19 protein-coding genes are annotated in these 16,810 nt (G+C 71.5%); 10 read left to right on the plus strand and 9 right to left on the minus strand.

The features are described 5' to 3' along the window. Positions 1-20 precede the first annotated feature (20 nt). Positions 21-491, plus strand: a complete 471-nt coding sequence (locus Q9R26_RS02005; protein ID WP_311226418.1) for a GNAT family N-acetyltransferase — start codon at positions 21-23, stop codon at positions 489-491. Here the strand turns inward: Q9R26_RS02005 and Q9R26_RS02010 are convergent. Both Q9R26_RS02010 and Q9R26_RS02015 read right to left on the minus strand, forming a co-directional pair. Next, positions 484-1,296 carry a hypothetical protein gene (locus tag Q9R26_RS02010; RefSeq protein ID WP_311226419.1) on the minus strand — a complete coding sequence of 271 codons (813 nt, stop codon included), beginning with the start codon at positions 1,294-1,296 and terminating at the stop codon, positions 484-486. The two genes, Q9R26_RS02005 and Q9R26_RS02010, sit on opposite strands and share 8 nt — an antisense overlap. 18 nt (positions 1,297-1,314) lie before the next feature. After that, the gene (locus Q9R26_RS02015; protein ID WP_311226420.1) at positions 1,315-2,367 is read right to left on the minus strand and encodes a zinc-binding alcohol dehydrogenase family protein; all 1,053 of its coding nucleotides are present in this window, start codon (positions 2,365-2,367) and stop codon (positions 1,315-1,317) included. A gap of 95 nt (positions 2,368-2,462) precedes the next feature. On the opposite strand from Q9R26_RS02015, the gene Q9R26_RS02020 reads away from it, so the two are divergent. After that, positions 2,463-3,038, plus strand: coding sequence for a TetR/AcrR family transcriptional regulator (locus tag Q9R26_RS02020; protein ID WP_182066079.1), 576 nt, complete (start codon positions 2,463-2,465; stop codon positions 3,036-3,038). Here the strand turns inward: Q9R26_RS02020 and Q9R26_RS02025 are convergent. Continuing rightward, entirely contained in the window at positions 2,992-3,447 is a 456-nt protein-coding gene (locus Q9R26_RS02025; RefSeq protein ID WP_311226421.1) for a GNAT family N-acetyltransferase, read from the minus strand. The two genes, Q9R26_RS02020 and Q9R26_RS02025, sit on opposite strands and share 47 nt — an antisense overlap. A 53-nt stretch (positions 3,448-3,500) precedes the next feature. On the opposite strand from Q9R26_RS02025, the gene Q9R26_RS02030 reads away from it, so the two are divergent. Then, on the plus strand, positions 3,501-4,070 hold the full coding sequence (locus Q9R26_RS02030; RefSeq protein WP_311226422.1) for a phosphoglycerate transporter: 570 nt from the start codon (positions 3,501-3,503) through the stop codon (positions 4,068-4,070). Here the strand turns inward: Q9R26_RS02030 and Q9R26_RS02035 are convergent. Beyond that, positions 4,058-4,510 (minus strand): MarR family transcriptional regulator, encoded by a 453-nt coding sequence (locus Q9R26_RS02035; protein WP_311226423.1) that lies wholly within the window; start codon positions 4,508-4,510, stop codon positions 4,058-4,060. The genes Q9R26_RS02030 and Q9R26_RS02035 overlap by 13 nt on opposite strands. A gap of 62 nt (positions 4,511-4,572) precedes the next feature. Between Q9R26_RS02035 and Q9R26_RS02040 the strand changes: the two genes are divergently transcribed. The 3 genes from Q9R26_RS02040 to Q9R26_RS02050 all read left to right on the plus strand — a co-directional run bounded on the left by Q9R26_RS02040 (position 4,573) and on the right by Q9R26_RS02050 (position 6,991). Beyond that, on the plus strand, positions 4,573-4,941 hold the full coding sequence (locus Q9R26_RS02040) for a VOC family protein (protein WP_111087383.1): 369 nt from the start codon (positions 4,573-4,575) through the stop codon (positions 4,939-4,941). A 138-nt stretch (positions 4,942-5,079) separates the two neighbouring features. Next, complete coding sequence (locus Q9R26_RS02045; protein WP_311226424.1) at positions 5,080-6,483, plus strand: LLM class flavin-dependent oxidoreductase; 1,404 nt, start codon at positions 5,080-5,082, stop codon at positions 6,481-6,483. A gap of 4 nt (positions 6,484-6,487) precedes the next feature. Further along, complete coding sequence (locus Q9R26_RS02050; protein ID WP_311226425.1) at positions 6,488-6,991, plus strand: N-acetyltransferase; 504 nt, start codon at positions 6,488-6,490, stop codon at positions 6,989-6,991. Here Q9R26_RS02050 and Q9R26_RS02055 read toward each other — a convergent pair. The 4 genes from Q9R26_RS02055 to Q9R26_RS02070 all read right to left on the minus strand — a co-directional run bounded on the left by Q9R26_RS02055 (position 6,964) and on the right by Q9R26_RS02070 (position 11,265). Continuing rightward, entirely contained in the window at positions 6,964-7,719 is a 756-nt protein-coding gene (locus tag Q9R26_RS02055; RefSeq protein ID WP_311226426.1) for an SGNH/GDSL hydrolase family protein, read from the minus strand. The genes Q9R26_RS02050 and Q9R26_RS02055 overlap by 28 nt on opposite strands. Before the next feature lie 142 nt (positions 7,720-7,861). After that, positions 7,862-8,791 carry an acetamidase/formamidase family protein gene (locus Q9R26_RS02060; RefSeq protein WP_182066084.1) on the minus strand — a complete coding sequence of 310 codons (930 nt, stop codon included), beginning with the start codon at positions 8,789-8,791 and terminating at the stop codon, positions 7,862-7,864. Continuing rightward, positions 8,788-10,194, minus strand: coding sequence for an APC family permease (locus Q9R26_RS02065; protein WP_311226427.1), 1,407 nt, complete (start codon positions 10,192-10,194; stop codon positions 8,788-8,790). The genes Q9R26_RS02060 and Q9R26_RS02065 overlap by 4 nt, the downstream gene beginning before the upstream one ends. Before the next feature lie 165 nt (positions 10,195-10,359). Then, positions 10,360-11,265, minus strand: coding sequence for a proline iminopeptidase-family hydrolase (locus Q9R26_RS02070; RefSeq protein ID WP_247737621.1), 906 nt, complete (start codon positions 11,263-11,265; stop codon positions 10,360-10,362). Positions 11,266-11,351: 86 nt separating this feature from the next. On the opposite strand from Q9R26_RS02070, the gene Q9R26_RS02075 reads away from it, so the two are divergent. Continuing rightward, positions 11,352-12,083 (plus strand): FadR/GntR family transcriptional regulator, encoded by a 732-nt coding sequence (locus tag Q9R26_RS02075; RefSeq protein WP_182066087.1) that lies wholly within the window; start codon positions 11,352-11,354, stop codon positions 12,081-12,083. 4 nt (positions 12,084-12,087) lie between these two features. On the opposite strand, the gene Q9R26_RS02080 is transcribed toward Q9R26_RS02075, so the two are convergent. Further along, on the minus strand, positions 12,088-12,651 hold the full coding sequence (locus Q9R26_RS02080; protein WP_182066088.1) for a VOC family protein: 564 nt from the start codon (positions 12,649-12,651) through the stop codon (positions 12,088-12,090). Positions 12,652-12,912: 261 nt separating this feature from the next. Between Q9R26_RS02080 and Q9R26_RS02085 the strand changes: the two genes are divergently transcribed. The 3 genes from Q9R26_RS02085 to allB all read left to right on the plus strand — a co-directional run bounded on the left by Q9R26_RS02085 (position 12,913) and on the right by allB (position 16,785). Continuing rightward, a complete protein-coding gene (locus Q9R26_RS02085; RefSeq protein ID WP_311226428.1) occupies positions 12,913-14,478 on the plus strand; it encodes an NCS1 family nucleobase:cation symporter-1 in 1,566 nt (521 codons plus the stop codon). A 169-nt stretch (positions 14,479-14,647) separates the two neighbouring features. Continuing rightward, positions 14,648-15,412: an aspartate/glutamate racemase family protein gene (locus Q9R26_RS02090; protein WP_182066090.1), complete on the plus strand. Its 765-nt coding sequence runs from the start codon at positions 14,648-14,650 to the stop codon at positions 15,410-15,412. After that, entirely contained in the window at positions 15,409-16,785 is a 1,377-nt protein-coding gene (gene allB / locus Q9R26_RS02095) for an allantoinase AllB (RefSeq protein ID WP_311226429.1), read from the plus strand. Before Q9R26_RS02090 ends, allB begins: the two co-directional genes overlap by 4 nt. Positions 16,786-16,810 lie beyond the last annotated feature (25 nt).

A 16,810-nucleotide genomic window follows, 5' to 3' on the forward strand; every position in this document is an offset into this window, starting at 1 on the left:
GCGGCCACGCAAGGGAAGCGATGACCATCGAGACGGAGCAACCTGGCGCAGGCCGGGCCGACGCGATCGTGCGGGCCTACCTGACGGAGGTCGCGTCGCGGTGGTACGGGCGGGCGGCGACGCCGGCCGAGGTCGACCGCGCGCTCGACGAGGAGCCGTACGACGACCTGCAGGGTGACTCCGGGGTGTTCGTCGTCGCGAGTGACGGGGAAGCCGCTGTCGCCTGCGCCGGCGTGCGCTTCGTCGGTGCCGTCGGCGAGCTGACGAAGGTGTTCACGCTGCCGGAGCACCGCGGCCGAGGCGTCGGTTCGGCACTCCTGCGCCACGTCGAGGACGTCTGCCGGGGACGCGGAATCACGTCGCTGCGGCTGGACACCCGCGCTGAGCTCGCCGAGGCCTGTGCGCTCTACGAACGGCTCGGCTTCGTCCGGGTGCCGCCGTTCAACGACGACCCGTACTCGGATCGCTGGTACGCCAAGCCGCTCAGCTGACGACTCCGATCTCGCGCAGCGCGTCACCGACGCTGATGCGCTCGTTCCGATCCTGCGCCCGTGCCCAGCGGGCCTTCGCGAGCGCGACCGCATCGTCGTCGAGACCGAGGAGCTCGTAGAGGCCGTCCAGCTCTCGGGGAACGAGGTCGGCGAACGGCAGGGGGAACTTGCGCGCGGGGCTCGCGTGGCTCTGCTGGGCGAGCTGGTCGAGGACGCCCGGGTCGGTCTCTCGCTGTTCCATGAGCAGGACGACGGTTCGTGACCTCGTCGCTGTGAGGAAGGCGGACCGCACGTTCTCGTCCGGGTCGGTCGCCAGTGTGATCTCGACGGCGAGGGGGAGGTCCTCTTCGCACGCGAGCTCCCAGCGCTGCGAGGTGTCTCCGTGGATCGCCGTGAGCACGTCCGGGTGGACGCCGAGGCCGCGCTCGCCGCGTTCCGGCCGCAGCGAGGTCGGGCGGGGGTCGTCCCCGACGCGGGCGGTGGGGAAACCGACGCCCGTGTACACGGTGTGGGCGATCGGCAGGAACCGGAGCGCCTCGTGCAGTGCGGTCGCGGCGTCCTGCACGGCCGGAGCAGTCACGTCACCGTCGGCGGCCTCGATGGCGGTGGCGTAGTCGGACAGTGCGGCGTGCTGCTGGTCGATCGCCAGGGCGAACATCTCCTTGCCCCTGGTGGTGTCGCCGAGGAGCCGCGGGTCCAGGTGCAGCGTCACGGCGCTCGGGTCCTGCAGGTGCCCCCGCGGCGTGGCGCCGCCCGACAGCATGATCTCGAACGTCTCGTCGTCCTGCTCGTGGGCATCGGTCACATCGCTGACGCTACCGGCTCAGGGGAGCGTCACGACGAGCTTCCGGGCGGATACGCCGGCGCGGAGCTCGGCGAGGGCGTCCGGAATCGTGGCGAGTCCAGATCCGACGACGGATGCGGTCGGGGTGGCACGGTACCTCCCGGTGCGGAGCGCCTCGGGCAGGAAGTCGCGGTAGATCGCGGGGCCGACCTCGGACTCCGTCGGGCGTCCGCCCCAGATCGCGGTGACGTGGACCCCGTGTCGGCGCTCGAGCCGCGCACGGATCGTGGTCACCGGCGTCGGGTACGCCGACGCGAGTCGTCCGGAGCCGGTGGCTGCCCGGACGATCGGGAGCGTGCGGGTCAGTGAGCCCTGGCCGAAGGCGAGGGTGCCGGCGAGCTCGCGGTCGGCGAGTGTCTCGAGGATGCGGCGTGCGGCACCGTCATCGCGGTAGTCGAACACGGCCTCGGCCCCGAGCGACTGCACGAACCCGTGGTTCTTCGGTGACGCGGTACCGATCACGGCGTACCCGGCGGCCCGGGCGAGCTGGACGGCGTTGGCGCCGACGCTCGTGGACGCGCCCCACACCAGGACGACGCCGGGGCGCTCGGACGTGTCGGCGGTCGGGAGCGACAGCGCGAGCTGGTCCGGTTCGAAGAGACCGGCCGCTGCGGTCGAGACAGCGAGCGGCAGGACCGCCGCCTGCTCGGCGGACAGGTCGTCGGGAACCGGGGTCGTCACACGGTCGAGCAGCAGGACCTGGTGCTGGAAGGCGCCCTCGGCGGCACTGTTCCGGTGCTGCTCCTGCCCCGCGGCGTGCCCGACGACCCGGTCGCCCATGCGGAACCGCTCGACGTCCGGGCCGATCGCGACGACGGTGCCGGCGACGTCGGACCCGAGGATCGCGGGGAACCGCAGCTTCGGGAACACCAGGTGCCGGAAGAGCCCGCCGACGGCGTCGACCGGGTTGACGGCGACCGCCTCGGCGCGGACGACGAGCTCGCCGGGGCCGGGCTCGGGGACCGGTGCGGGCCCGACGGCGAACCGCCCGGCGGACGTGGTCCAGAGTGCTGCGTTGCCCGATGACGGCATGGTGTCCCGATCTCTTGCTCGAAGTGGATCATGACACGAAGTGTCATCGCCAATACAACCATGACACGACGTGTCATCACCACTACTGTGGACACATGCGTTGGTCTCCGGATGCCCGAGGGCGACTCGAGCGAGCGGCGTTCGAGCTCTTCGCCGAGCGGGGCTACCAGGCGACGACCGTGCCGCAGATCACCGCACGGGCCGGCCTGACGACCCGCACCTTCTTCCGGTACTTCGCCGACAAGCGCGAGGTGATCTTCGCCGGTGACGAGATCCCCGACCTCGCCCGTGCCGCCATCGAGGTCGCGCCGGCCGGGATCGACCCGCTCGACATCGTCGTGCACGGCCTCCGCACCGTCGCCGACGAGCGATTCGAGGGGCGTCACGGCCAGGTCGGCGCGGTGCGGCGACTGGTGCTGTCCGAGTCCTCGCTCCGGGAGCGCGACGCCCGGAAGCGGGCCGACCTGACGGACGCGGTACGCGACGCCTTCGTCCACCGCGGGCTCGATCCGTCCGAGGCGGCGGTGATCGCCGAGACGACCGTGATGCTGTTCCACCTGGCCCTCGAGGCCTGGGTCACCGGACCGGCCGAGCGCCGGATGGCCGACATCGTCGACGAGCAGCTCAGTGCGCTCCGTGGGGTGCTCGATCGGCGGCCCGCAGCGTCATGAACACGTCGACGCCGTCATCGGTGTCGAGCACGAACCCGTGGCGTTCGTAGAGTCGGCGAGCAGGGCTGCCCACCAGCACGTTGAGCCGCGTCGGACCGTCGTGGGGCTCGTCGAGGACGGCGCGCAGCACGGTCGAACCGACTCCACGGCCTTGGACGTCGGGCGCGAGGTAGAAGTGCTCGACCCAGCGGACGTCGTCCTCGACCCGCACGGTGATCGACCCGACGTCGCGGCCGTCGACCACGACGATGCGGGTCAGCTGTGGTCGGAACGCGTCGCGGAGGCGCTGCCGGATGCGCGTCTCGTCGAACACCCCGAGCCGGGTCAGGTCGTCGCGCAGCACCACGGCCCGGAGCTCGACGAGCCACTCGAGGTCCTCGGTGGTGCTGTCCCGCAGCGCGACGTCCATCCGCTCAGCCTACGAACACCGGCGCACCGTCATCGACCTCGTACGCTTGCCCGATGGACCGCAGCGGCGTCATCGAGCTCGTCGCGTCCCGCCGTGCCTCGGCTCATGCACCGATCGTCGTCGGTGTCTCCGGGTACTGCGGATCCGGCAAGTCCACGCTGACGCGCACGCTCGTCGGGGAGATCCCCGGCGCGGCCCGTGTCCGAGGCGACGACTTCCTCGACCCCGTTCGGTCCCATCAGCGCTCCGTCGACTGGGACGGCGTCGATCGTCCCCGTCTGGTCTCGTCGGTGCTCGAACCGCACCGGGCCGGTCGGGCGAGCACGTTCCAGCGGTTCGATTGGTCGGTTCGAGCCCTCGGCCCCGCTGAGCCGCTGCCGCGGACGGATGTGCTGATCGTCGACCTGATCGGGCTCTTCCATCCCGACACATCTCCTCACCTCGACCTCAGCATCTGGTGTGACGTCGACCTCGACACGGCGGCACGTCGGGGCGTGGCGCGCGACCGCGCGCTCGGGCGCAGGCATGATGCGCTCTGGCGGGACGTGTGGATCCCCAACGAGCGAGACTTCGACGAACGGTACGCGCCGAAGGGTGCCGCGTCGGTGCGCTACGTGGCCTGACTGTGGAGCGACGTCACCATGCTCCGCAGGATCTGACGGGCCGCGGTCTGCTGGTCCTCGGTCAGATCGGCGAGCATCCGCCGTTCGACCCCGCGGATCGCCGCACTCGCCTGCGCCAGGCTCCGCCGCCCGCTGTCGGTCAGCTGCGTGGGGAGCGCCTTGCCGACCGACGGCTCGGTGGCGCGGGTGACGAAGCCGTCCCGCTCCAGGGTCTGCAGCAGGACGTTCATCGACTGCCGGGTGACGAAGGTGCCCCGCGCGAGTTCGGAGTTCGACAGGCCGGGGCGCTGTGCGAGCAACTCCAGGCAGGAGTAGTGCGTCACCGTCATGCCGAGCGGACGCAGCACGGCCTCCATCGACGTGCGGAGGGCGCTCGCGGTCTCCTTGAGCAGGTAGCCGATCGACGTCTCGAGGTGGATGCCGGTGTCGTCTTGACGCATGTCAGTAGTCTGACATAGATTGCTCGGTGTCAGAAAACTGACACAAACCGAAGGAGCACCACATGCCCGTCACCGGCCCCGACTTCATCTCCCTGCAGACCCGCGACCTCGATGCCTCGCAGGCGTTCTACGAGCGGTACCTCGGCCTCGTCCGCTCGCAGGCCGGTCCGCCGCACGCCGTCGTGTTCGAGACCACCCCGATCGCCTTCGCCCTGCGCGACCTGGTGCCCGGCACGGACCTCGACGCGGTGGCGCAGCCCGGCATCGGCGCCGCGATCTGGCTACACGCGACGGACGTGCAGGCGATCCACGACGCGCTGGTCGCCGACGGGCACCGCATCGTCTCGGCGCCGATCGACGGTCCCTTCGGCCGGACGTTCACGTTCGCCGACCCCGACGGGTACCACGTCACGCTCCACGACCGCGCCTGAGCCCGGGAACCGGCCACGCGCCCGGCGCGGGGTGGCGTGGCGGACGCGGGGCGGGGATCCAGGCCGGTGCCGGAGCCGACCGTCACGCTTCGTCACGATCCGTGACGGTCGCAGGTGTCCGACGTAGCGTCTCGACCCGTGACCACCAGCAGCGAGCACCGGCAGATCCGCTTCAACGCGTTCGACATGAACTGCGTCGCGCACCAGTCCTCCGGACTGTGGCGGCACCCCCGCGACCGGTCGCGGGACTACCGCGACATGACCTACTGGACTGACCTGGCGAAGACGCTCGAGCGCGGGGCGTTCGACGGCATCTTCATCGCCGACGTCCTGGGCACCTACGACGTGTACGGCGGCTCGAACGAGGCCGCGCTCCGCACCGGGTCGCAGGTGCCCGTGAACGACCCGATCCTGCTCGTGTCGGCCATGGCCTCGGTGACCGAGCACCTGGGCTTCGGCATCACGGCGGGCACCGCCTACGAGCACCCGTACCCGTTCGCCCGACGCATGTCGACGCTCGACCACCTGACCAAGGGCCGGGTCGGCTGGAACGTCGTCACCGGGTACCTGCCGAGTGCCGCGCGGAACATGGGCCAGACCGACCAGCTGTCGCACGACGATCGGTACGACGTGGCGGACGAGTACCTCGAGGTCCTCTACAAGCTGTGGGAGGGCTCGTGGGAGGACGACGCTGTCGTCGCCGACCGCGAAGCCGGGGTCTTCACGGACCCGGCGAAGGTGCACCCGATCGAGCACCACGGCACGCACTTCGACGTGCCGGGCATCCACCTGTCCGAGCCGTCGGTGCAGCGCACGCCCGTCATCTACCAGGCGGGCGCGTCGCCGCGCGGCATCCGCTTCGCGGCGGAGAACGCGGAAGCGGTCTTCGTGGGCGCGCCGACCGTGGAGCAGCTCGCGTCGACCGTCGCGAAGGTCCGCGACGCCCTGGAGGCAGCTGGTCGCGACCGGTACGCCGCTCGCGTGTACACGTTGCTCACCGTGATCACGGACGCCACCGACGAGCTGGCCCAGGCGAAGTACGAGGACTACCTGTCGTACGCGTCGGAGCTCGGTGCGCTCGTGCTCAACTCCGGCTGGATGGGCGTCGACCTGTCGCAGTGGGACCCGGACCAGCCCCTCGGCGACGTCGAGTCGAACGCGATCCAGTCGGCGGCGGCGAACATCGCGGCGGCGACCGGGGAGGACGGGTCGAAGTGGACGATCCGTGACCTGGCGCGGCAGACCGCGATCGGCGGCCTCGGCCCGGTGGCGGTCGGCGGGGGAGCGACCATCGCCGACCGGCTGCAGGAGATCCAGGAGCTGACCGACGTCGACGGCTTCAACCTGGCGTACGCGGTGACCCCGGGCACGTGGGAGGACGTCATCGAGTTCGTGATCCCGGAGCTCCGTGCCCGAGGGGCCTACCCCGAGGAGTACGAACCGGGGTCGCTCCGCCAGAAGCTGCACGGCCGCGGGGACCGGCTGCCCGACGAGCACCGTGGGGCGTCGTTCAGGATCGGGAGCCGGGTGGTCGTAGGCTGATCGGGTGATCGAGTCGTCCGTGGTCGTGCGTCCTGCGACCCCGGACGAGACCGACACCTGCATCGACCTGTGGGCTGCGGCAGTGGCTGCCCGTGACGGTGCCGCCGAGGACCCGGCTGTGCGGGAGCGCGCGCGGCAGAAGTTCTCGGCGGAGCACGTCGCCTGGCTGGTGGCTGCAGGCCCGGACGGCGCGGTGGACGGCTTCGTGCTCGTCACGGCACCGGGCACCGGTCGGTCGACGGACCCGGCGGACGCCGCCTACCTGTCGTTGCTCGCGGTGCGCCCCGGCGTGCAGGCCCGCGGCGTCGGACGGTCGCTGCTGTCCGAGGCGGTGCACGACGCCCGGGCCGCCGGGCACCCCCGCGTGGTGCTGCACGTGCTCGGCGACAACGACCGGGCGGTGCGGCTGTACGAGGCGGGCGGCTTCGTGGCGACGGGCGACGAGTTCGCCCACGCCCTGACCGGTGGGACGACGCGGGTCTACGCGACCGGCGTCCACGTCGGGTAGGTCGCTGACCGGCCGTCGCCGGACGAGCGCCGGGTGACCCGCCGCCCGACCCACGGCAGGACGTACTCGCGGTAGTAGCGGGCCTCGGCCCGGAAGCCGGTGCGACCGGCGTGCACGGACGCGGGGTCGGCGGCAGCCGGGCCGTCCAGGACGGCGTGCAGCGCCAGGTCGGCGACACGCTGGTGCCCGGTCGCGTTCATGTGCAGGCGGTCCTCGGACCAGAACTCCGCACGGCGCAGGTGCGGGTCGCGGGACACATCGACGAACGGCAGGCCGCGACGCTGGGCCAACTCGCCGAGCGCTCCGGCCCAGGCGTCACCGCGACGGTTGATGAGCGATCCGAGGGGCAGCCGCGCGCTCGGGTCGGCAGGGCTGAGCAGTGCCATCCGCGCGCCGCGCGCCTCGACCCGGTCGACGGCGGACTCGACCCGGCGGATGAGGGCGTCGACGTCGAAGCGGGGGCGGAGCAGGTCGTTCCCGCCGGCGCAGAACGTGATGAGCGTCGGGGCCGGGTCGAGGTCGAGCGCCGCGTCGAGCTGCCCGTCGAGGACCCCGGCGAGCAGCCGTCCGCGCACCGCGAGGTTGGCGTACGAGACGTCGGCGTCCGACGCAGCCGCCATCGCGCTCGCGAGTCGTCCGGTCCAGCCGGGGAGGGGAGCGGGACCGGCGTCGCCGATCCCCTCCGAGAAGCTGTCGCCGATCGCGACGTAGCGGATGGTCTCGTGCATGCGCCCATCATCGTGCACACTCCTGTGCAGGTTCCCGGCGGGCGGAGCGAGCGTCGTGCGCTTCGTGCGCAGGGATGGTCGGGTCACCGTTCGGCACCCGACCATCCCTGCTCACGAAGGGCTCGTCAGCATCGGCGAACCCTCACAGCACCGACTTCGGCACCCGGTGCAGGGTGACCGCGCCGACGGCCGCGAAGGGGTGCAACGGGTCCGGGGCGGTGGAGCCGGTCGGCCCGCCGAGCTTCGAGTCACCGACCGCGCTCAGCACCGCGTAGGCGTCCTCGGCACTCCAGCCGTGCTCGTCGACGAGGAACGCGAAGGCGTCCTCGTACCCGCGCCGGACGCTCTCCTGCACGGGGTCGCCGAGGCCGACGAACAGCCAGTCGTCGGCGGTCTCGATGCGGGGTGCGCGGAGCACCGGGCCGCCCTTGACCAGGTCGACGGAGACGATCGCGGTGCCCTGGGCCTCGATGGCGACGAACGACGACTCGCCCTCGGCCATGAGCGCGTGGATGTCGCCGATCGACAGCAGCGCACCGGGGACCCGGACGGGCAGGGAAACGGTCGAGCCGGGGCGGGCCTCGGTGACGTCCATGTTGCCGCCCTCCGGGTAGGCCGGCATGATCGTCGAGTTCTCACCCTCGGCCGGGGCCGTCCCGATGCACCCGATCATCGGCCGGACGGGGAACCGGTGCCGGTCGGACACCTGCACCGTGCCGTCCGAGATCGGGCAGCGGCGGGCGAAGACCCGGTCGCCCATCACGTGCTGCAGGGCTCCGGAGCCGGGCAGGGACACCGACCACCCGTGCGTGGTCAGCTCGATGGCGTGGATGGTCACCACGAGGGTGTCGCCGGGTTCTGCCCCCTCGACGAACACCGGACCGGTCACCGGGTTGATCGGGGCCTGCAGCTGCGCCATGTCGTGGTGCTGGTCGAGTTCGGCGTAGACGGCGTCGGTGGTCTCGAAGCCGATGGTCTCGCCGGTACCGGGGCGGACCCGCAGCACGGGCTCCCGGTCTGCGGAGAACCCGGGGCGGCCGAGGGTGTTCGGCAGGAAGTGGTCCGGGGTCATCGTGCGTCCTCCGTCGTCGGTTCTGCTTCGGAGCCGACCTCGGTGGAACGGCCGGTGCGTCGGTAGTACAGGAACACGGCCGCGCCGACGATCAGCCAGACGATCCCGCCGACCTTCGCCTCGACCGCGGCGTTGAGCAGGACGTACCCGATGATCAGGAACCCGACCAGCGGGACGACCAGGTGCAGCAGCCAGTTGCGCGACTTCCCCTTGACGACGTGGTGCACGAAGACGGAGACGTGCAGGAGCATGAAGCCGAACAGCGCGCCGAAGTTCACGAGCGACGAGATCGTGTCGATCTGCCCGACGAAGAACAGCACCAGGATCGCGGAGAGCACCGAGACGACGATGATCGCGTTCTGCGGCACCTGGCGCCCGTTGAGCTTGTGCAGGAACGCGGGCAGCTGACGGTCGCGGCTCATCGAGAAGAGCAGGCGGCTCGTCGCGGCCTGTGCGGCCATGGCGTTCGCGATGCCGACGGCGAGCACGTTGACGGCGAAGAACGCGGTGGCCCACCCGCTCGACGAGGCCTGCTCGACGATGGTGAAGAAGGCGTTGCCGGCCTCGCTGTCCGAGAACGAGTCCCGCCCCGCGGCCAGGGCGGACGCGAGCCAGGTCTGCAGGATGAACAGGAACGCCACGATGACAAGCGCCAGGATCATCGCCGTGCCGGCCCCGCCACGACGGCCGGTGGACTCCTCGGACAGCGTCGAGATGCCGTCGAAGCCCAGGAAGCTCAGCACCGCGATCGACAGGGCGGAGGCGATGAGCGGCGCCGACACCTTGGCCGGGTCCCAGATCTGCTCGGTGCCGAAGGACGCGTCGGGGATCGTCCCACCGGTCAGCGCGACGATGGCGATGACGACGAAGATCGCGACGAAGACGAGCTCGATGAGCAGGAAGACGCGGTTCGCGAGCTTGAGCGAGGACACCCCGGCCAGGTTGATGACGGTGTTGATCGCGACGAACACGAGCGCCCACAGCCAGCGGGGCGTGCCCGGGAAGATGCCGACCATGCTCTCGGCGGCGAACACGTAGAGCAGCGTCGGGACGAGCAGGTAGTCGAGCAGGATCGCCCAGCCGGCGAAGAACCCGGCGGTGGGGTGGATGCCGCGGCCGACGTACGAGAACACGCTGCCGGCGAGGGGGATCGACTTCGCCATCTGCGCGTAGGCCAGGGCGGTGAAGATCATCGCGACGAGGCCGACGAGGTACACCAGCGGCACCATGCCGCTGGAGGCGTTGTAGACGGTCCCGAAGATGGCCCAGGGGGCGATCGGGACCATGAAGACCAGGCCGTAGATGAGCAGGTCGGTGGTGGAGACGGAGCGCTTGAGCTCCTGCTTGTAGCCGTAGGCCTCGAGCTGCTGCTGTGCGGAGAGTTCGCTGTGCTGCTGCGACATGTCGGGTTCCGTTTCGGGTGGAGGGACGGTGCAGAGGGGGCGGTGCCGGGGAAGGGGAGCGGGTGGTGTCGTCGGGGAAGGCGGGTGCGGCCGTGGGGGTGGGGACTTCCGGACCGGAGGCGCGGGGCGGGCCCGTCCAGCGCCTCCAGACCGGAGGTGGCCGGGTCAGGCGTCGTCGTGCGCGGCCAGGAAGGTCGCGACGACCCGGCGGAACTCCGCCGGCTGCTCCAGGTGCGAGCAGTGGCTCGCACCGGGGAAGACGTGCTGCCGGACGTCGGCGATCCGCTCGACGAACGGCGCCCACGTGGCGGGCGTGGCCTCGTCGTGCTCGCCGGCGACGACGAGCGTCGGCACGGCGATGCGGTCGAGCCGGTCGACGATGGTCCAGTCACGCATCGTGCCGATGACGTGGAACTCGTTCGGGCCGTTCATCGTGTGGTACACCGTCGGCTCGCGCTCCATCTGCTCCTCGGAGTCGACGAAGTCCGGATGGCTCGGGACCACGCGGCAGACGTGCCGCTCGTAGAAGACCTGCGTCGCCGCCAGGTACTCGGGGTCGTCGACGGTGCCGGCCGTCTCGTGCCGGGTCAGGGCGTCCTGCACGTCGGCGGGCAGCTGCGCGCGGAGCTCGGCGGCGCCGTCGACCCAGAGCTGCATCGACGCGGGGGAGTTGCAGATCGCCAGTGACCGGAGCCCCGCGGGCTGCTGCACCGCGATCTCGGCGCCGAGCATGCCGCCCCACGACTGTCCGAGCACGTGGTGGTCGCCGAGCCCGAGGTGCTCGACCAGGGCGGCGTACTCGTCGACGAACAGCTGCGGCTGCCAGGTGTCGACCGGTGCGTCGGGGCGGTGGCTGCTCCGGCCGCAGCCGAACTGGTCGTGGTGGACGACGGTCCGGCCGGTCTCGTCGGCCAGGGCCGCGAGGTTCCGCAGGTAGTCGTGGGCCATGCCGGGCCCGCCGTGCAGGACGACGAGGGGCAGCGCGCCGGCGACCGGGCTGTCGGGCGTGGTGACCCGGTACCAGGTCTCGCCGTCGCGGAACGGCATCGTGGATGCGGTGATGCTGGACATGGGGGTCAGCATGGAGCGGAAAAAGGTCCCACGCAATACCTTTTCTGCTGCCTTAACGTGGTCGTAACACCGCGAAGGGGGTCCGTGTGTCCGATCGTGCGACCGAGACGCGCGTCGACGAGGTCGAGGACCGCCTCGTGACCGCCGTCGCCGTGGGCGAGTACCTGCCCGGCGCGAACCTGCCGCCGGAACGCGAACTCGCCGGCTTGCTCGGCGTGGCCCGGGTCACCGTGCGGGGCGCGATCGCGCGACTCGTCGAACGGGGGCTGCTCGAGACCCGTCGAGGCCGGGGCGGAGGCACGTTCGTCCGCACCGAGTGGCCGGACAGCTCATCGGACGCCGTCGGACGGGTGCTGCTCGCCCGGTGGGAGGCGATCCAGGACACAGCCGACGCCATCGCGCTGTTGCACGGGGCGCTCGCGACGGCCGCCGCGGAACGGGTCACCCCGGAGGACGCCGCCCTGATCCGTGCACGGCTCGAGGTGTTCCGCGACGCCACCTCGGGTCTCGAGAAGCAGCGAGCCGACGCCGTGCTGCACCGGACGATCATCGACGCCGCCCGGAACGACGCCCTGCGGACCGCGCTCGCCGGGTTGGAGGCGCAGATCTCCATCGCCGCTCCGGCGCACCTGTGGGGCACGGCCGAGGGCATGGCGGAGATGGAGACCCGCGCGCTCCGCGAGCACGAACTGCTGGTGGACGCGGTGTGTTCGGGGCGGGCGCCCGAGGCGGGCGTGATCGCCCGGCAGCACGTCGGGATCGACGTCGAACTGCTCGAACGGGCCGTGCGGCGGACGGGGCAGGTGCCCCGCCACTGAGTCGTCAGTGCACGGCGGGTGCCGGCACCGGGTAGACGTCGTCCGGCATCGGCCACGGCGCCCACTTCGGCCGCGGCGCGTACACCAGGTACGGCTGCGGCGTCGGGTAGCTGACGATCTCGAGCGTCGACCCCCACGGCGTGCGGGTGTACACGAACCGGTTGCCGGCCCCCGCCTCGTCACCACGCAGGTCGCGCGGATCGGAGTTCCGGGTCCCGCCGGCTGCCTCGACCCGGGCGAGTGTCTCGTCCAGGTCGTCGGCGTACATCGCCAGGTGCTGCCACCCCAGGTCGGACGGGTGTGCGGCGTTCCGCTGCTCGGGCCCCAGGTACTCGAACAGCTCGAGCCCCGGCCCCTCCGGCAACGCGAGCATCCGCATGGCCCCCTGCGCCATGGTGCTCGGGATGCCGAGGTAGCCGTGCGCCTCGGAACTGCTGTTCGGCGTCTCGTCACGACGCCGCATGTCGTACAGGACGACGGCGTCGAACGCCGCCTCGAAGAACTGCGTGGCTGCGTCGATGTCCGGCACCGTGACGCCCACGTGGTCGATCCTGATTCCCCTGCTCATGGTCGATTCGTACCACCGGCGGTCACCGGTGCTCGGGTCGGGGCGGAGTCCGTGCGGGGTCGGTGCCCATCGATGCGGCAAGCCGCAGCGCGGCTCCGGGTGCGGTCGGCGCCGGTCTTCACCACCATCCCGGAACGCTCGTTCCAGGACGGGGTCCGGGACACACGACCGTTACACGAGGGAAACGGCGGGCGCGAAGTCGCTCCGTAGCTTCGTGCTCAAGCACGCACCGCCCCGCTTCCCACTCCCTCGGAGGACGCCATGGCTACCGACATCGCGACACCAGTCGCCGCGCCCCACGCCCCCACCACGACCGCCGCCCCCGCCCCAGCGGGTGCCGGCGTCGTCAAGCCCGGGTACGACCCGGCGCTCACGAACGAGGACCTCGCCCCGCTGCGCGAGCAGCGCTGGACGAGCTACAACTTCTTCGCCTTCTGGATGTCCGACGTGCACTCCGTCGGCGGCTACGTCACCGCCGGGTCGCTCTTCGCCCTCGGGATCGCGAGCTGGCAGGTGCTCATCGCCCTGGTGGTCGGCATCCTCATCGTGCAGGTCTTCGCCAACCTGGTCGCGAAGCCGTCGCAGCGCACCGGTGTGCCGTACCCGGTGATCAACCGCGCGGTGTTCGGGGTGCTCGGCGCGAACGTCCCCGCCATCATCCGTGGCCTCATCGCGATGGCCTGGTACGGCGTGCAGACCTTCCTCGCCGCCCAGTCGCTGAACATCGTCTTCCTCAAGTTCATCCCGGCGTCGGCGGGGCTGCTCGACCACTCGTTCCTCGGGCTGTCGGCCCTGGGGTGGATCTCGTACGCGATCCTGTGGGTGGCACAGGGCGCGCTGTTCTGGATGGGCATGGAGGCCATCAAGCGGTTCATCGACTGGGCCGGACCGGCGGTCTACGTGGTGATGATCGTGCTCGCGGTCTACCTGGTCAGCCAGGCGGGCATCGGCAACATCTCGTTCACCCTGTCGGCTGGCGAGCCGCTGTCGTTCGGGGCGTCGATCCCGGTGATGCTGTCCGCGGTCGCCCTGGTGGTCAGCTACTTCTCCGGCCCGATGCTGAACTTCGGGGACTTCTCGCGCTACGGCCGGTCGTTCCGCGCGGTCAAGCGCGGCAACTTCTGGGGACTGCCGATCAACTTCCTGTTCTTCTCGGTCCTGACGGTGCTCTGCGCCAGTGCGACGGTGCCGGTGTTCGGCAAGCTCATCACCGACCCGATCGAGACCGTGCAGGCCATCGGAGCACCCTTCGCGATCCTGCTCGGTGGCCTGACCTTCGTCACCGCGACCGTCGGCATCAACATCGTGGCGAACTTCATCAGCCCCGCGTTCGACTTCTCGAACGTGGCACCCCGGAAGATCTCGTGGCGGGCCGGCGGCATGATCGCCGCAGTCGGCTCCGTGCTCCTCACCCCGTGGAACTGGTACGGCAACGACCAGGCGATCCTGTACACGCTCGGGGTGCTCGGTGCGCTGATCGGCCCGTTGTTCGACATCCTCATCGCGGGCTACTACATCGTCGGCAAGCAGCGCATCGCGATCGACGACATGTACTCGACGAGCCGCACCGCCCGGTACTGGTACCGCGGCGGGTTCAACCCGAACGCCATCTGGACCCTCGTGGTCACCGGCGCGATCTCGGTGGCGAGCGCGGTCCTGCCCCCGGCACTCGGCGTGCTGCCGTGGCTGGCGAGCTACAGCTGGTTCATCGGGTGCGGCCTGGGCCTCGTCGTCTTCTGGGCGTTCGAGCGTGTCCGGCCGAGCATGCCCGTGCTCGACGCGGAGGACCCCTCGGTCGACGACGGCGCGGCCGTCGGTCGCGCCTGACCGCCGGCGTCGCGGCCCGTCCTCCACAGGGCGGGTCGCGGCGCTCGGTCGTCCACAGATCCACACCACGGCCGGGAGGCCCGCCCCGCCCCCGCCACGATGGTCACCACCCAGCACCACCCAGCACCACCGGTTCCACCGCTCCACTCGCTCCACCGGAAGGACCCCGATGCGCATCCGCGTCGTCAACCCCAACACCACCGCGTCGATGACGCGGGCGATCGGCATCGCGGCCCAGGCCGCCGCCGCTCCCGGCACGCTGGTCGAAGCGGTCGAACCCTCGATGGGGCCGGCCTCGATCGAGAGCCACTACGAAGAGGCCCTGGCCGTGCCCGGGCTGCTCGAGCAGATCGGCCGCGGCGAGCAGGACGGGGTGGACGCGTTCGTCGTCGCCTGCTTCGGGGACCCGGGGCTCGACGCCGCGCGGGAGCTCGCGACGGTGCCGGTGATCGGGATCGCGGAGGCCGGGTTCCACGCCGCCGCGATGCTCGGCCGTCGGTTCGGCGTCGTCACCACCCTGGCGCGCACGACCGGCCGCGCCCACGAGCTCGCCGAGCGCTACGGCTTCGCCCCGCTCGTCACGGAGATCCGGGCGTGCGAGGTCCCGGTGCTCGAGCTCGACGACCCTGAGTCCGGTGCCCGTGCGCTCGTGATCGAGGAGTGCCGAGCGGTCATCGACGGGGGAGCCGACGCCGTCGTGCTCGGGTGCGCCGGCATGGCGGACTTCTGCGCCGAGGTCTCGCTGGCGATCGGGGCACCGGTCGTCGACGGCGTCGCGGCGGCCACGGTCCTGGCGGAGTCGCTCGTCCGGCTCGGGTTGTCCACGGGCAAGCGCGGCGAGTACGCCCTGCCGCCGGTGAAGGCCATGTCGGGGCTGCTGGCGGGCTTCGAACGCCACCCGGCGGCGGTCGCGACGGCCGGGGCGGGCGCATGACGGGCCTCCCGGCGGGCGACACGGCAGACCTGGTCGTCCGCGCGCAGCGAGCCTGGGTCGACGGGGCGTTCCGTCCTGCCGCGGTCGTCGTCCACGACGGCCGGGTCACCGGCGTCCTGCCCGTCGACGCGGTCGTCGACGCCGTGCAGGACCACACCGTGCCGGGCGGGCAGATGCTGCTCCCCGGACTCGTCGACACGCACGTGCACGTCAACGAGCCCGGCCGCACCGAGTGGGAGGGCTTCGCGTCCGCGACCCGGGCCGCTGCGATGGGCGGCGTCACCACGATCGTGGACATGCCGCTCAACTCGATCCCCGCGACCACCACGGTCGAGGCGCTCGCCGTCAAGCGTGCGAGTGCCGAGGGCCGGGTGGCGGTCGACGTCGGGTTCTGGGGCGGAGCGGTCCCCGCGAGTCTCGGCTCGCTCGACGCCCTGCACGACGCCGGCGTCTTCGGGTTCAAGTGCTTCACGGCGCCGAGCGGTGTCGACGAGTTCCCGCACCTCGACCCCGAACAGCTCCGCGCCGCGATCGCCGAGGTCGCCGGTATCGACGCCCTGCTGATCGTGCACGCCGAAGACCCGGAGCACCTCGTGCCGCACCGGGCGCTCGGCGGCCGGTACGCCGACTTCCTGGCCACCCGGCCCGTCGCCGCCGAACGGTCCGCGATCGCGCAGGTCATCGACGGCGCGCGGGCGACCGGTGCGCGGGTGCACGTGCTGCACCTGTCCGACGCGGGCGCACTGCCGATGCTCCGCGCGGCGAAGGACGACGGCGTCCGGATCACGGTCGAGACCTGCCCGCACTACCTGTCGTTCGAGGCGGGCACGATCCCGGACGGCGCGACCGCCTACAAGTGCTGCCCACCGATCCGCGACGACGCCAACCGCGACGCGCTGTGGGCCGGTGTGCTCGACGGCACGATCGACCTCGTCGTGTCGGACCACTCGCCCTCGACTGTGGACCTGAAGACCGACGACTGGGGCCTCGCCTGGGGCGGGGTCGCCGGCCTGCAGGTCGGGTTCCGGGCGGTGTGGACCGAGGCCGAGCGTCGCGGGATCCCGCTCGAGGCGCTGCTCCCGCTGTTCACGACCGGTCCGGCCGCCCTGGTCGGACTGCGCGACCGCGCGGTGATCGCTCCCGGTGCCCTGGCGCACTTCGCCGTGTTCGACCCGTCCGCCGAGTCCGTCGTCGACGTCGCCGGGCTCGAGCACCGCAACCCGGTGTCCGCGTTCGACGGGCTCCGCGTGCGCGGCAGCGTCACCGAGACCTGGCTCCGCGGCCGTCGCATCGCCACGGCGGACGGGGGCGTGGTCGGCGTCGAGGGGCAGCTGGCCGGACGGCCCGTGCTCGCGGCGGGAACACCCCTGTAACGATCGTTCCGGTATCGTCAGATCA

The sequence above is a fragment of the Curtobacterium sp. BRB10 genome (genome assembly GCF_031844325.1).
GTDB classification, from domain to species: domain Bacteria; phylum Actinomycetota; class Actinomycetes; order Actinomycetales; family Microbacteriaceae; genus Curtobacterium; species Curtobacterium poinsettiae_A.